At 39.4% G+C, this 15,190-nt stretch carries 10 protein-coding genes; 8 read left to right on the top strand and 2 right to left on the bottom strand.

Going from position 1 to position 15,190, the window contains the following annotated elements; genetic code table 11:
* From rng to tldD, 4 genes are read left to right on the top strand one after another with little or no spacing between them, the layout of a single operon-like run.
* Entirely contained in the window at window positions 1–1,473 is a 1,473-nt protein-coding gene (rng, locus tag V6260_RS11070) for a ribonuclease G (RefSeq protein ID WP_341594127.1), read from the top strand.
* Entirely contained in the window at window positions 1,473–5,330 is a 3,858-nt protein-coding gene (locus V6260_RS11065) for a YhdP family protein (protein ID WP_341594126.1), read from the top strand. Before rng ends, V6260_RS11065 begins: the two co-directional genes overlap by 1 nt.
* The gene (locus V6260_RS11060) at window positions 5,327–6,166 is read left to right on the top strand and encodes a carbon-nitrogen hydrolase family protein (RefSeq protein ID WP_341594124.1); all 840 of its coding nucleotides are present in this window, start codon (window positions 5,327–5,329) and stop codon (window positions 6,164–6,166) included. The genes V6260_RS11065 and V6260_RS11060 overlap by 4 nt, the downstream gene beginning before the upstream one ends.
* Window positions 6,163–7,602 (top strand): metalloprotease TldD, encoded by a 1,440-nt coding sequence (gene tldD / locus V6260_RS11055; protein ID WP_341594123.1) that lies wholly within the window; start codon window positions 6,163–6,165, stop codon window positions 7,600–7,602. The genes V6260_RS11060 and tldD overlap by 4 nt, the downstream gene beginning before the upstream one ends.
* Before the next feature lie 54 nt (window positions 7,603–7,656).
* Here tldD and V6260_RS11050 read toward each other — a convergent pair whose 3' ends face one another.
* On the bottom strand, window positions 7,657–8,493 hold the full coding sequence (locus V6260_RS11050) for a mechanosensitive ion channel family protein (RefSeq protein WP_341594122.1): 837 nt from the start codon (window positions 8,491–8,493) through the stop codon (window positions 7,657–7,659).
* Between the two features lie 284 nt (window positions 8,494–8,777).
* On the opposite strand from V6260_RS11050, the gene V6260_RS11045 reads away from it, so the two are divergent.
* Window positions 8,778–10,208, top strand: a complete 1,431-nt coding sequence (locus V6260_RS11045; RefSeq protein WP_341594121.1) for a hypothetical protein — start codon at window positions 8,778–8,780, stop codon at window positions 10,206–10,208.
* 45 nt (window positions 10,209–10,253) lie between these two features.
* Here the strand turns inward: V6260_RS11045 and gorA are convergent, their stop codons facing one another.
* Complete coding sequence (gene gorA, locus V6260_RS11040; RefSeq protein WP_341594120.1) at window positions 10,254–11,615, bottom strand: glutathione-disulfide reductase; 1,362 nt, start codon at window positions 11,613–11,615, stop codon at window positions 10,254–10,256.
* Window positions 11,616–11,693: 78 nt separating this feature from the next.
* Here gorA and V6260_RS11035 point away from each other — a divergent pair, with 78 nt between their 5' ends.
* From V6260_RS11035 to V6260_RS11025, 3 genes are all read left to right on the top strand, one after another.
* Window positions 11,694–11,828, top strand: coding sequence for a DUF2461 family protein (locus tag V6260_RS11035; RefSeq protein WP_341594119.1), 135 nt, complete (start codon window positions 11,694–11,696; stop codon window positions 11,826–11,828).
* 97 nt (window positions 11,829–11,925) lie between these two features.
* Window positions 11,926–13,965: an oligopeptidase A gene (gene prlC / locus V6260_RS11030; protein WP_341594118.1), complete on the top strand. Its 2,040-nt coding sequence runs from the start codon at window positions 11,926–11,928 to the stop codon at window positions 13,963–13,965.
* Window positions 13,966–14,104: 139 nt separating this feature from the next.
* Window positions 14,105–14,860, top strand: a complete 756-nt coding sequence (locus V6260_RS11025; RefSeq protein WP_341594117.1) for a class I SAM-dependent methyltransferase — start codon at window positions 14,105–14,107, stop codon at window positions 14,858–14,860.
* The last annotated feature ends 330 nt before the right edge of the window (window positions 14,861–15,190 follow it).

The raw sequence follows: 15,190 nt of genomic DNA, 5'->3' as shown, positions 1-15,190 counted from the left end.
ATGAGTACAGAATTACTAATAAATGTCACGCCAAGTGAAAGCCGTGTTGCCCTAATCGAAAACGGTGTATTACAAGAAATCCAGTTAGAGCGAATAGGTAACCTAGGTATTGTGGGGAATATATATCTAGGTAAAATTAGCCGCGTACTCCCTGGGATGCAAGCTGCATTTGTAGATATAGGGCTTGAAAAAGCTGCTTTTTTACATGCATCTGATATTGTAAATAGTGCCTCCATTGTTGAAGGCGTAGACGATGAACCAATAAAAAAAGTACAGGATATTAGAGAGTTAGTTCGCCAAGGCCAATATATAATGGTGCAGGTCGTTAAAGACCCGCTTGGTACTAAAGGTGCAAGACTCACCACCGATATAACGATTCCTTCTCGCTATTTAGTGTTTATGCCAGATGCGACCCATGTAGGTGTAAGTCAGCGTATTGAAACTGAAGAAGAGCGTTCACGCTTAAAAAAAATTGTTGCCGAGTATAGTGATGAAAATGGTAGTTTTATTGTCCGTACAGCGGCAGAAGGTGCTAGCGAAGCAGAGTTAAGGCACGACGCCGGATTTTTAAGAAAACTATGGGAAAAAATAATATCACGTCGTCAAAAAATCAATAAAGCTAATATTTTACATGAAGATCTAACACTAGCGTTTAGAACTTTACGTGATTATGTCGGTGAGGATATGGAGCGGATCCGGGTTGACTCAAAGCTTACTTATCAAGAGTTGAAAATTTTTACTGAAGAGTTTGTGCCGCTTCTTTCTCAAGTCTTAGAGTATTACCCTGGTGAGCGACCTATTTTTGATTTGTTTGATGTTGAAAGTGAAATCCAAAAAGCACTGCATCGCAAAGTAACGCTAAAATCGGGAGGTTATATAATTATTGACCAAACCGAAGCCATGACGACAGTAGATGTAAATACCGGAGCGTTTGTAGGCCATCGTAATTTAGATGAAACTATTTTTAATACAAACGTTGAAGCAACATCAGCTATCGCACGTCAACTTAGATTACGTAACCTCGGTGGAATCATAATTATCGATTTTATAGATATGGTGAGTGAAGATCATAAGCGCAGAGTATTACATTCACTCGAATCAGCACTGGCAAAAGATCGCACTAAAACCAATATTAATGGACTTTCTGCACTTGGTTTAGTTGAAATGACACGTAAGCGCACGCGCGAAAGCTTAGAGCACATTTTGTGTGATGTGTGTCCTGCTTGCTCTGGTCGTGGTTCGCAAAAAACCGTCGAAACTGTTTGCTACGAAATATTACGTGAAATAGTGCGTGTTAACCGAGCATACGCTGCCGATAAATTTATGGTATATGCAGCACCAGCGGTAAGTGAGGCTTTACTTAATGATGAATATCATAATCTTGCAGAGCTTGAACTATTTATTGGCAAGCAAGTCAATATTCAAACAGAGAGCTTATACAGCCAAGAACAGTTTGATGTGGTAATGATGTAATGAAGGCAAAAGCGGTTTGTTTTTTTTGTTTTAGAAAATTATGGCAAACCTGCGCCATCGTTTTAGTATTACTAGCCGTTATTGTTTCAATTTTAAAATATACATTACCTTACGCAAACGACTACAAAGGTAATATAGAAAGCTACCTACACGATAAGTTTGCCATAAGCTTATCTATTGGAGAAATATCAGCAAGTTGGCAGGGGAGCGGCCCTGCATTAGTGCTGGAGGAGTTATCATTTAAAGATAACGAAACCGCACCTATCTCACTCACTATCGCTAAAACTAGCCTAGAATTAAATTTATGGGAAAGTTTAAAGTCGTTACAGTTAAAGTCCAATTACTTCGTCATAAATGGTTTTCATACGAGCGTGAAGGTTGCTAACTTATTAAAAAATAGCGCCGAAGGTGGAGTGTCATTTGAACAAAAAGAGTTAATAGAAGAGCTTTTTTTAGGTGAAACAGGCCATTTCGCGATAGAAAATTCTAGTATTAACTTTATTCTCGAAGATGGTAAAGAACGTAAATTACTTCTCAAAAATATTGTTTGGCAAAATGAAGATGAGCAGCATCTTGGTAGTGGTAGTTTAGCTTTACCTGGTATTTCTGTTGGCGATTTTGATGCACGCATAGCACTTACTGGTGAAACACTTGAACAAGTTGCGGGTAATATTTACGTACAGGCTAATAAAGTTGATGTATCTAACTGGCTAGCACAATATATAAATACGCAAAAGCAACAACTGCATAGCGATATTAATTTACAAGCGTGGCTTAAACTAGATAAAGGTTTTGTAAGCGATATAAAAGTGCAGTGGCTGCCTAGTTTTGTGCGTTGGCAAAGAGAAGGGCAAAGTCAGCAAGTAAGTTTGAGTGAAGGTGGGTTCCATCTATATCCAGAACAAAATAACTGGCACTTAAAAAGTACCGGCTTAACATTTAATAGTAACGATACAATATGGCCAAGTTTAGAGTTTGAAGCTCAATTAGGTACGCAAAATAAAGTATGGTTTAATCAAGTTGATATAGAGCTAGTAAGTAATTTAGCAGACCTTAGTAACTTTAGTTATTTAGAACCTTTTTTATCACGTTCTCCAAGCGGGCAAATAGATCAAGCCTATTTCAGTTTTACTAATGCAGAGCATTGGCAGTTGTGGTTTGAGGCAAATAATATTGGTTGGCAAGAGTTGAACTCAGTGCCAGCTGCACAAGCGCTAAGGGTAAGTGCCTTATTGAATCAAACACGTGGACGATTAGAGATATTTGGAGAAAACGGCACACTTGTTACAGGTGAAAGTTTTAGTGACAATATAAATTACAACCAACTCAATGTAGAGCTCGATTTAGCTAAGTATGATGATGCTTGGCATATAAGTAGTGATGATATTTGGTTTGATAATGACGAGGTTACTCTTGCCGCGGAGCTACAGCTTAGCCTAACAGAGGATCCTCGTTTAGATCTTTACGCTGAAGCGTTCGCCCCAGATGCCAAAATTGCAGGTCACTACTTCCCATTAAAAGCAATGAGCCCTGAACTCGTTAGCTATTTAAATGGCGCAATTAAAGGCGGAGAAGTATCTAAAGCACAAGTATTATTTGCAGGGCCTTTATCTGGTTTTCCATTCACCGATGGGAGTGGCCAGTTTGGTGTATTAGCGCAAATAGACAACGCAACCTATCAGTTTGATCCTGACTGGCCTTTGGTCACTAATGCCGATGTACAACTACATTTTGATAATGAACGTATGGACATATATAGCCAACAAGGTAAGTTGGTTAATTTAGATATTGGTAATAGCGTACAGGTAAGCATTGCAGATTTAATGAATGCTGATGAGCTTATTGTACAAATTGATAAAAAAGCGCAGGTGGAAAAATTGCATGATTTTTTTGCAGCGACACCTATTGCCAAACCTCTTGCTGAAATTTTTAAAGTTGTACAGGGCAAAGGCGAAGCCGATGCCAGTATTGAGCTTTTAGTTGGCTCTAAGTTTAAAGGCGGAGCCAGTGTTAGTGGCAAAGTTAATTTAAATGACTTGCCAGTATTTATAGCAACGCCAGGTATTGAGCTTAAAAATTTAACTGGCGAACTTAATTTTAAAAATGACAACATAACACTTAAAAATGCGACCGCAGAGTGGTTGGGCATGCCGCTAAATATTAATTACAGCAGTAAAAGTGATGCAAAAAATTACCAAGCAAATATAGATATAAATGCCAAAATTGATGCCGATACACTAATAGATAGTGGACAAGGTATATTAAAAAATTACTTGAACGGGCAAAGCGATGTTGATATTGGCTTAGTACTTAATTTTACTGAGCAAGGCTTTAATTACCGTGCACAGGTAAACTCAGAACTACTTGGCTTAACGAGTAACTTACCTGCACCTTATAATAAAAATAGCGAACAGGTTTGGCCATTAGATGCAGTAGTACAAGGTGATGAAATTTCTAATCTCATTACAGCAAACGCTAATCAACGGTTTTACTTTAATGCTATTTTAGAAAACGGTAAATCACAGTTTAGTAATGCCCATTTTGTGCTCGGAAAACAAGATTTAGGATTAAGCCAAAAAGACTTAAGTGTAAATATAAATCTTGAACAGAGTGAATTAGTGCCTTGGTTTGATCTGATTGATCAAATAATTAAAGCAGGTAAAGCAAACCCGGATAAAGAATCAACAGGGATTATGCCACCGCTTAATGAAGTGGTCGCAAATATAGGTATGCTTGATGCGAGTAACATCATTTTTAATGACTTTGAAATGCGTTTAGCACCATCAAAAGACGATCTATACCTAAAGCTAAATGCTAAAGAACTTAGAGCTGGCGTTTTTATACCTACGTCACAACCGAGCATGCCAATACGAATTAACGCTGATTACTTAAAGCTTAATTTTGCTGAAAATATAGACCAAGCACATGAAAGAACAGATGTACTTCCTGAGGAAGACTTGAGCTGGCTTACTAAAATACCTGCCATTGAGTTTGAATGTAGTGATTGCAAAATTGACCGCTACCAACTAGATAAAGTGAGTGCGTCATTACTAGGTGATGGTAAGCGTTTATTAATATCTGAACTAGTAGTAGATAAAGACGAGCATATCCTTCGTACTAAAGGGCAGTGGCAAAGTGGATTCACAACGCTAAGTGGCGAGCTTAAAAGTGATGATATAGGTGCGCTGTTTGATGAGTTTGATATAACCTCCGCGATTAAAGATTCAAAGGCTGATCTAAATTATGACCTTACTTGGCAAGCAGCCCCCTATGATTTTGATATAGCAAACTTAAGCGGTGAGATTACTTGGGATTTAGGGGAAGGCCACTTAACTGAAATCAGTGATGGTGGTGCACGTGTATTTTCGCTGTTGAGCCTTGATTCACTCGTACGCAAACTGAAACTTGATTTTAGAGATGTATTTTCTAAGGGCTTTTTTTACAACAGCATGCAAGGCTCTATGCAGCTAGAAAACGGTATTGCTTACACTAAAGATACTAAAATGGACGGTGTGCCAGCTGATTTAACCATTAAAGGCTACGCAAATTTAAACACGCTTGATATAAATTACGATTTGGCTGTTGCACCGCAAGTTACTTCGAGCATTCCTGTTATTGTTGCGTGGATGGTAAATCCGGTCACAGGGCTAGCAGCACTTGCACTAGATAAAGTGATCCACTCAGCAAGAGTGATCTCAGAGATCAACTTTAAGGTGACCGGTAAAATGAACGATCCTATTGTTCAAGAGCTCGATAGAAAAAGTCGTGAAGTAACGCTACCTCAAGCTGCGCAAAATCAGCCACAAGCATCAGTCGATTTAAAACTTAAAGATGCACAAGTAACAGCAACGCAATGAACAAAACAGCAAGCGTAAGCACACCCACAATAGTTGCCCTACAAATGCGTTCAGTGCAAAACCCAGATGACAATATAGCAAGCTTAAAGCGCGCACTTAGAACCCTCCCAACAACGAGGCCATTACTTGTTTGCTTGCCAGAGGCTTTTTTAGTATTTAGTAAAAGCGGAAACGATACGTTACTTGTTGCTAAGCAAGTTGAGCAATACAAATTACAACTTAGTGAATTGTGCCAACACCATAATATTTGGTTAAATGCAGGCACAATACCTGAGCCATTTAACGAACATAAATATTACGCAGCATCGCACTTATATAATAATCAAGGCGAGCTTGTTGCAACGTACAACAAAATACATTTATTTGATGTAAATGTAGATGATAAAACAGGTAGCTATCGAGAGTCAGATTTTACCCAAGCAGGTAGCGATATGGTGGTGGTTGAGTCTCCATTTGGTAAAATAGGTTTAACAGTATGTTATGATCTGCGCTTTAGTGGCTTGTTCAATGATCTAGTTCGCCAAGGCGCGGAGATTATTTTAGTCCCGAGTGCATTTACAGTTGTTACAGGGCAAGCACACTGGCAACCGCTATTAGCAGCTCGCGCAATAGAAACACAATGCTATGTAGTTGCAGCGGCTCAACACGGTACACATGAAAATGGCCGACAAACATATGGTCACAGTATTATTATTTCACCTTGGGGTAATACCCTGAGCGAATTGCCAACAGGCACCGGTTTTATAAGCTGCCACGCAGATTTAGACCAGTTACAAAAAATTAGACGAGATATGCCCGTGCAGTCTCATCAACGATTTAGAGAGCATTTATTATGAATTCGGTTGAACAGCATTTACTAAAAGACAGCCAGCTAAATAGAGAAGAGCTCGAAAAAACGCTCGCTTACATACATCAGTATAAAGTGGATTACGCCGATTTATATTTTCAATCTAGTCACCACGAATCGTGGGTGCTTGAAGATGGCTTAGTTAAAGAAGGCTCTTACAACGTTGAGCGTGGTGTTGGTGTGCGTGCTGTAAGCGGCGAAAAAACAGGTTTTTCTTACTCTGATGCAATAAACCTTGAAGCACTTAATAAAGCGGCTACAGCGGCTCGTAGTATTGCAGATGCTGGCGAAGATAAAGCGATTAAAGTATTTAGTGATGTTAAAGCTAAAGAGCAATTTGCACCGCACCAGCCAATTTCAAGCATGAGTGATAACGATAAAGTAAGCTTATTACGTGAGCTTGAAAACTACATACGTGAATTAGCACCCGATGCAGAGCAAGTCATTAGTTCAATGTCGGCAGTATATGAAGAAGTATTAATTGCAGCAAGTGATGGTACGTTTGCCACCGATATTCGCCCGCTTATTCGCTTAAACTGCTCAGTGCTACTTGAAAAAAACGGTCGCCGTGAACGCGGTGGCGCAGGTGGTGGTGCACGTTTAGATTATGGTTACTTTAAAGAGCTTGTTGACGGAAAACCACGTTGGATGGAATTTGCAGAAGAAGCGGTACGCCAAGCTAAAGTAAACCTTGAAGCTATTGATGCACCTGCAGGCACGATGGAAGTGGTACTCGGTAATGGTTGGCCTGGCGTGCTTTTACACGAAGCAGTAGGGCACGGCCTTGAAGGCGACTTTAACCGCAAAGGCGCGTCTGCGTTTAGTGGTAAAGTGGGCCAAAAAGTAGCATCTGAGCTGTGTACAGTTGTTGATGATGGCACCATGGCCGATCGCAGAGGGTCACTTAATGTTGATGATGAAGGCACACCAGCCGCGTACAACGTACTCATCGAAAACGGTATTTTAAAAGGCTATATGCAAGATAAGCTAAACGCGCGTTTAATGGGTGTAAACCCTACTGGTAACGCACGTCGTGAGTCGTATGCACATTTACCAATGCCTCGCATGACTAATACTTACATGTTAGGTGGTGAGCACAGCCAAGCCGATATTATCAGCTCAGTTAAAAAAGGGGTATTCGCGCCTAACTTTGGCGGCGGACAAGTTGATATAACCTCAGGTAAGTTTGTATTTAGCGCATCAGAAGCGTATTTAATCGAAAATGGTAAAATTACCCAGCCAATTAAAGGCGCAACGCTTATTGGTAATGGACCAGAAGTAATGCAGCAAATATCGATGGTTGGCAACGACCTTGCGCTTGATAAAGGTGTTGGTGTTTGTGGTAAAGATGGTCAAAGCGTACCGGTAGGCGTAGGCCAACCAAGCCTTAAAATTGATCAGTTAACAGTAGGTGGTACAGCTTAAAAGTCACTCAAGCGCGAAGTGAATTCGCGCTTTTTGTTTTAATGAAGGTGAGGTTTATACTTCTCTTTCATCCTCTTTATTTTTTTCAGCCTCTTTGTACCATAACGCAAAAAAGCACTCTGTTAATTTATGCTCTATTTCAAGCGCTTTTTCCGTAGGGCAAAATAGCGTAAAGCTTGCTTTAAATTCACCTAAATCGGTTGTTCCAAAGTGAATTACCGGTTCTGGACCAGATATTTTTGCATCAAGTTTACGCTCAATCATCGAATTATAACGGCTTGCTACTTCTTGAAACTCTTCGCAGTACAGCTTAGCTTGCTCAGTGAGTGTGTCGTGAATAGGGTACGGGTTAAAGCTCTCTCTTCGGACAATAATAAAATGATGTGTAACAAAGCGTTTTACAAAGTTTAAGTTTTTAATAGAGCTGGTAATTAACTTATTGTTAGGTATGTATATGGTTTTTCTAGAAAATTGATAAGTATGTATATCAATTTCATGCATGGTTGTTTTTATCCAATCAGTTTCAGCTACTTCACCAAAGTAATCACCTACTTGTATCCAATCACCGACTCTAAACGGGCGAGTTGTTACGAGGTAAAAAAAGCCTATTACACACTGAATAAATTCACGCGTTGCCAGTACAATCGCCACAGCAAAAGCAGCAATAGAAAGTGCAAAGTTTTGAATTTCAGCAGCCCATATAAACAGTAATAGCAACACCATTACAAAATTAATAAAATGCTTAATATTGTGTGCAATGTAGCGGATATCTTTTTCTTTTTTTTCTGCACGGTTTTTTGCTAATTTATCCACAAGTATTTTTAAAATAAACCCGGTGAATAGCATTATTAGCGAAAGAAGAAATGGATGTAATAATATGTTTTTTATCATGGCTCTCTAATAGGGGAAGCTAACTACAAATTTGACGTTAATAATATTTCAAAATACTACAAATTCAACACGCCCTAATATCTTACTTTGCCACGTAAACGTCAATCATAATAGTCATACACTAGGTCTAAATGTCTTAAATATACCGAATTTAAGAAAGTTTATTTCTAACTTAAATTATATTTCTTAATTAGAGTAGTTATCTTGGTGGTATGTTAATTTTTACTGTGCATGCCATTGATTTTATATGTTAATATGTTCTTTTTGCAAAGGAGGGTAAAGTAATGAAAGGAGTCTATCTCAATACGAAATGTGATTCTATAATTGACAGCGGGATGATTGAATGTACTAGCTTAAGGCTTCAAGAGTTTTCCATAGGTGAAAGTTCTGTTCGCTATTTTTCGCATCAAAATAAAGACTGTTGTGCGTTTTTAGATGCTCACGTAGTGTTATTTCATGGCTGGGCCTTCACCGATAAACTTATCGATGCGAATGAATTTTATACGCTTTATAAAAACAATGAATTAGGTACGATTAATGCGGGCAACTTTATTGCAATAATATCTCACGATAATAATATAGATATAATAAATGATCCATTTGGACTATCTACTCATTATTATCGCTTTACAGAAAACAGCATTGAAATTGCGCCAACAACTAGTGCTTTTGATAACAAGATTTTAGATGAGCAGTTAGCAAGATTTGAGAACCAGCAAGGGCATTTAGTTGGAAATTATACTCGTTTTAAAGATATAAAAAGGCTCCCTCCTGGGAGTGTTGTCAATCATACAGGTAAAGTCAAAGTATACACTTCACTTATAGCGGAATCACCGCAGCCAATCAGCTATGTTAGAAAAGAAATGGGTCATCTTATTGAGTCATACCCTTATAAACTAAGGGTTGCCCCGTTGACAGGAGGGTTTGATTCACGACTTATCGCAAGTACATCCACTTTTTCGTATGGTTATACCTACGGTGCACCAACAAATATAGATACTTTAATTGGAAAGCAGATCACAAGTACGACAGCTTGTTATTTCCAATTTGAATTAGACGCAGAAAATAAAGTAGACATTGAAGCAGACAAGTATATTTTTGATGCGAATGTATCAAATGCTTTTACGATTTACAGGCAAATATCTAATGCATTGGCTGAGCAATCGAAAGAAGTTTCAACATGCACTGTTTATGATGGCTATTTGGGAGATGGGTTACAAAGAGCTAGTTATTTAAAGTTAGGTGGAGTTTTAGGTGGCTTGTTTTTGCTATTTCCAATTTTATATAGACTTCCTTTATCTGCAAAATATATATTAAAACGACGATATCGACACTTAGATGCAATAAACACAGAGTTTTTAATTAATGAATTTGCAAAAGTCACTTCCCAGCTTAATTTAACTCCTTATCAAAACATTATCTACTTCGAAAGTTTATATGGGCGAGGAGGTCGTTATATAATAAATGGAGGAAATATTGCAGCAGGTCAATTTTTTACTGTAGTTTCTCCTTTTGCTCATAAAAATGTATTTAACGCCTTATTAAAACAAGATTTTAAAGATGTAGTGAGTTACAAAAACATGTCTAATTTATGGTCTGGTGCCTCATCTGCTTTTACTAATTTAGCGACAGAATCTGGCATAAAACCAAATACGCCTTACTTGTTAGCGCCATTTTTACGCGTATTTAACTCTATTAAACAAAAAATAAGCTAACAAAAGTAATACTTAGCCTCTTAAGAGGCTAAGTATTTAAGTGCTTTATCGCATCGTTACAAATTCTTCCGAACCTGTTGGGTGTAAAGCCACTACTGCATCAAAATCAGCTTTAGTTGCGCCCATTTTCATTGCCACAGCAAAGCCTTGAATCATTTCGTCGACTGCAAAACCAATACCGTGTAGGCCAACTACTTTTTCGTCTGGGCCTGCACATACAAGCTTCATTTTACAAGGCTGACGATGTTTAGTTACCGCTGTGTACATCGCCGTAAAACCAGATTGGTAAATCTTAACGTTTTCTTCGCCATACTGAGAAATAGCTTCTTGCTCAGTAAGACCAATAGTACCAATTGGTGGGTGACTAAATACAACAGTAGGAACTAGGCTGTAATCCATTTTTAAATCATCAGGTAGTTCTTTATTAAATAAACGCTCTGATAAAGTACGCCCTGCTTTAACTGCTACAGGCGTAAGTTCAATACCGTTTTCGATAATATCACCAACAGCATAAATGTTTTTAGCTGTAGTATTTTGAAACTCATCAACTTTGACAAAACCATCGCTGTTAACTTCTACGCCGGCAGCAGCTACATTAATTGCGTCTGTTGTTGGCTGGCGGCCAATGGCCCAAATTACTTGGTCAACGTTATGAGTTTTGCCGTTATCTAAATGTAGCGTTACAGAGCCATCATCTTCTTTAACTAATTTATGAGGTACAGATTCTGTATGAAGGGTAGGGCCTTCAGCAGCCATAACATCAACAAGTGTTTCAACTATGTATGGGTCAAAGTTACGAAGTGGAGAGTGCTTACGAACAAATAAATGTGTTTCAGTGCCAAGGCCGTGTAATACACCAGCAAGCTCAACAGCTATGTAACCTGCACCAATAACTGCAACACGCTTAGGTTGCTCTTTTAGCTCAAAAAATCCATTTGAATCGATACCGTGTTCAGCACCTTCAATATGCGGAATACTTGGGCGTCCACCTACTGCAATTAATATATGGTCGGCTGTGTAGTGCTCGCCGTTTACTTCAACTGTTTTATTATCTACAAATTTAGCAAAACCTTTAATTACAGTAACGCCATTGCTTGCTAGGCCACTGTCGTAACCTTTATGAATTCGGCCTATGTAGGCTTCACGACTTTCTACTAACTTGCTCCAATCAAAGCCTTTAACTTCAACATTAAAGCCGTAATCTGGGGCATATAAATTAATTGCTTCAGCAACCTGAGCACCATGCCACATTACTTTTTTAGGTACGCAACCTACGTTCACACACGTACCGCCCATGTGTTTTGCTTCTATAAGTGCTACTTTAGCGCCACGCATTGCCGCTCTATTTGCAGAGGCAATACCACCACTGCCACCACCGATTGCAATATAATCAAAGTGTTGTGTCATTTTATGTCCTTAGGCGTTGAGTTTTATGCGCATTAGCATAACATTAAGTTTTAAAAATAAAGAGTGTTTAGGTGACCTATGTTTAGTAAAAAAACATTCGAATTTCTTGCTCAGCTTGATCAAAACAATAATAGAGACTGGTTTAACGACCATAAATCACAGTACGAGGAATACGTAAGAGAGCCCGCTTTAGGTTTAATTAGGCAAATATAAGCGCCTCTCACCAAAGACTTTGTGCATTAAATAATAGTTGTTTTTTTACTTTTAGGCCCAATTTAAAACATAATGCATTAACGCAAAGAGAGTATTTATGAGTAACCCACTAATTGGCCTTGAAGGCTTACCACCATTTTCAAAAATAAAGCCTGAGTACGTAGTACCAGCACTAAAAGACGGTATTGAGCTTTGTCGTAAAGCCATTGATGACGTGTTAGCTAAAGGCTCGTACACGTGGGATGACTTAGTATTACCCCTTGAAGAAGCCGACGATAAATTATCGCGACTATTCTCCCCTGTATCGCACTTAAATTCAGTAATGAATAACGACGAATTACGCGAAGCTTACGAGCAGTGCTTACCATTAATATCTGAATATTCAACGTTTATGGGTCAGCACCAAGGTTTATACAACGCGTATAATACGCTTTATAATAGCGACGAATTTAAAACGCTGACTACAGCACAGCAAAAAACAATTACTAATGCGCTTCGTGATTTTAAATTATCGGGTATTGCATTATCAGCAGAAGATCAAAAGCGCTACGGTGAGATTAGCGCGCGTTTATCAGAACTTGCCTCAAAATTTGGCAACAATGTAATGGATGCCACACTTGCTTGGCACAAACATATTACTGATAAAAGCGACTTAGCAGGCTTACCAGAATCAGCTCTTGCACTTGCAGCCGATACGGCAAAAAGTAAAGAGTTAGACGGTTGGGTATTTACCCTTGATTTTCCATCGTATTTACCAATTATGACTTATGCAGATAACCGCGAACTACGCAGAGAAACTTACACCGCGTTTTCTACGCGCGCATCAGATCAAGGCCCTAACGCCGGTGAGTTTGATAACTCAGCAATTATGAGTGAGGAGCTTGCGCTTCGCCATGAACTTGCACAATTGCTAGGATTTAACAGCTACGCTGAAAAGTCACTGGCAACTAAAATGGCCGAAACACCGGCGCAAGTATTCTCGTTTTTAGAAGACCTAGCTGCCAAATCAAAACCACAAGCAGAGCAAGAAGTGGCTGAGTTAAAAGCTTACGCTGAGCAACAGCATGGTATTTCTGAATTACAGGCATGGGATTTTGGTTACTACAGCGAAAAACTTAAGCAAGAAAAGTATGCAATTTCAGACGAAGTACTACGTCCTTACTTCCCAGCAAATAAAGTACTAAGTGGTTTATTTGAAACGGTTAATCGCTTATTTGGTATTAGCGTAAAAGAAGTTACCGATTTTGATACTTATCACAAAGATGTTCGCTTTTTTGAAATTTACGACAGTAGTAATACCCTACGCGGACGTTTTTATCTCGATTTATATGCACGCGACCGTAAACGTGGTGGTGCGTGGATGGACGACTGTATGGGTCGTAAAGTACGTGCTAACGGCGACCTACAAACTCCAGTGGCTTATTTAGTGTGTAACTTTAATAAAGCGGTTGGCGATAAACCTGCATTGTTTACTCATGACGAAGTGACAACCTTATTCCACGAATTTGGCCATGGTATTCACCACATGCTTACACAAGTTGATGCTGCTCCTGTTGCGGGTATTAATGGCGTGGCGTGGGATGCGGTAGAGCTTCCTAGTCAGTTTTTAGAAAACTGGTGTTATGAAGAAGAAGCATTGAGCTTTATTTCAGGTCATTATGAAACGGGCGAGCCGTTACCTAAAGAGCTACTTGATAAGCTACTAGCGGCTAAAAACTATAACTCAGGCATGCAAATGCTACGTCAGATTGAGTTTTCGTTATTCGACTTTAAAATCCACAATGATTATAAAGCGGGTGAAGAGTGTCAAATTCAAGCCGTACTAAACGACGTGCGTAGCCGTACCTCGGTCGTAAAGCCTCCTGAGTTTAACCGTTTTCAGCATGGCTTTAGCCATATTTTTGCAGGCGGTTACAGCGCTGGTTATTACTCATATAAATGGGCTGAAGTACTCTCTGCTGATGCTTATTCTAAATTTGAAGAAGAAGGCATTTTTAATGCTGAAACAGGCAAAGCCTTCCTTGAAAACATTTTAGAAAAAGGCGGCAGTGAAGAGCCAATGGAATTATTTAAAAAGTTCCGTGGTCGTGAGCCTAAGGTTGACGCGTTACTACGCCACAGCGGTATTGCAGCTTAAAGTAGGTAATTAGCACAATTCTAAAAGAGCGCCTAAATGGCGCTTTTTTATTATCCAACATAACGTTATAAAGCTATTTTAGTGCTTTAAATGATACTGATTGATATACTAACGTAGTATTTTATCGTCGGAGCTATTTGTGGTTATTCAGTGTGCTTTTAAAGAGTTACGTCCTTACTTAAATGAGTTAGAAACACGCTTTGGTTTGGCCCAATGGGCACAAAGCTGCAGTGGCTTTAGCTTACATTACGACGATAAAGGGTTAAGTCTATTTAAAACCGACGAGCCTAAATTAGGCGCAATCAATGTTGATTTTGTAACAGGGGCTGCGGCTCACAGACGCAAGTTTGGTGGCGGTAAAGGGCAAGCCATTGCCAAAGCGGTGGGTTTAAATAAAGGTGCAACGCCTGTCGTACTTGATGCTACCGCTGGTTTAGGGCGAGATGGCTTTGTACTTGCTTCGCTTGGCTGTAAAGTAATCTTACATGAGCGGCATCCCGTAGTCGCTGCACTGTTGTATGACGGCCTTCAACGCGCTTATTCTGACATTGAGATTGGCTCATGGATGAAAGAAAATATGAGCCTAATATTTGGTTCAAGCCATACTTTGCTCTCTCAGTGCGAAAGCGTGCCCGATGTTGTTTATTTAGATCCTATGTTTCCTCATCGCGAAAAATCAGCATTAGTTAAAAAAGAAATGCGCGTATTTCAAGAGCTAGTTGGTGCAGACAACGACGCAGACGACTTACTTGATTTTGCCTATCCACTTGCCAGTAAGCGTGTTGTTGTAAAACGCCCCGATTATGCTCCATTCTTAAACGAAAAAACCCCAAGTATGCAGATAAAAACCAAAAAGAACCGTTTTGATGTATATGTAAAGGCGGCAATGGTTTAAAAACTTATTAGTAAACCAGCGCGAGGTAAACTTACAAGAGCTGCGCGAGGTAAATTCTCGCCTACGGGGCAATACCATGTGGGTAGGGCTTTATGCCACGCTTGTTCGGTTAACCCCATAAAGGACGAGGTAAGCTCATCAGAGTTGCGCGAGGTAAACTCACGCCTACGGGGCAATACCATGTGGGCGGGGCTTTATGCCGCGCATGTTAGGTTAACCCCATAAAGGACGAGGTAAACTTACAAGAGTTGCGCGAGGTAAACTCACGCCTACGAGGCAATACCATGTGGGCGGGGCTTTATGCCGCGCATGTTAGGTTAACCCCATAAA

Origin of the sequence: Pseudoalteromonas aliena (genome assembly GCF_038155085.1) — a bacterium.
In the GTDB taxonomy this organism is placed as follows: domain Bacteria; phylum Pseudomonadota; class Gammaproteobacteria; order Enterobacterales; family Alteromonadaceae; genus Pseudoalteromonas; species Pseudoalteromonas aliena_A.
Note: the sequence above shows the minus strand (reverse complement) of the source record. Positions and strands in the feature narration are given on the sequence as shown.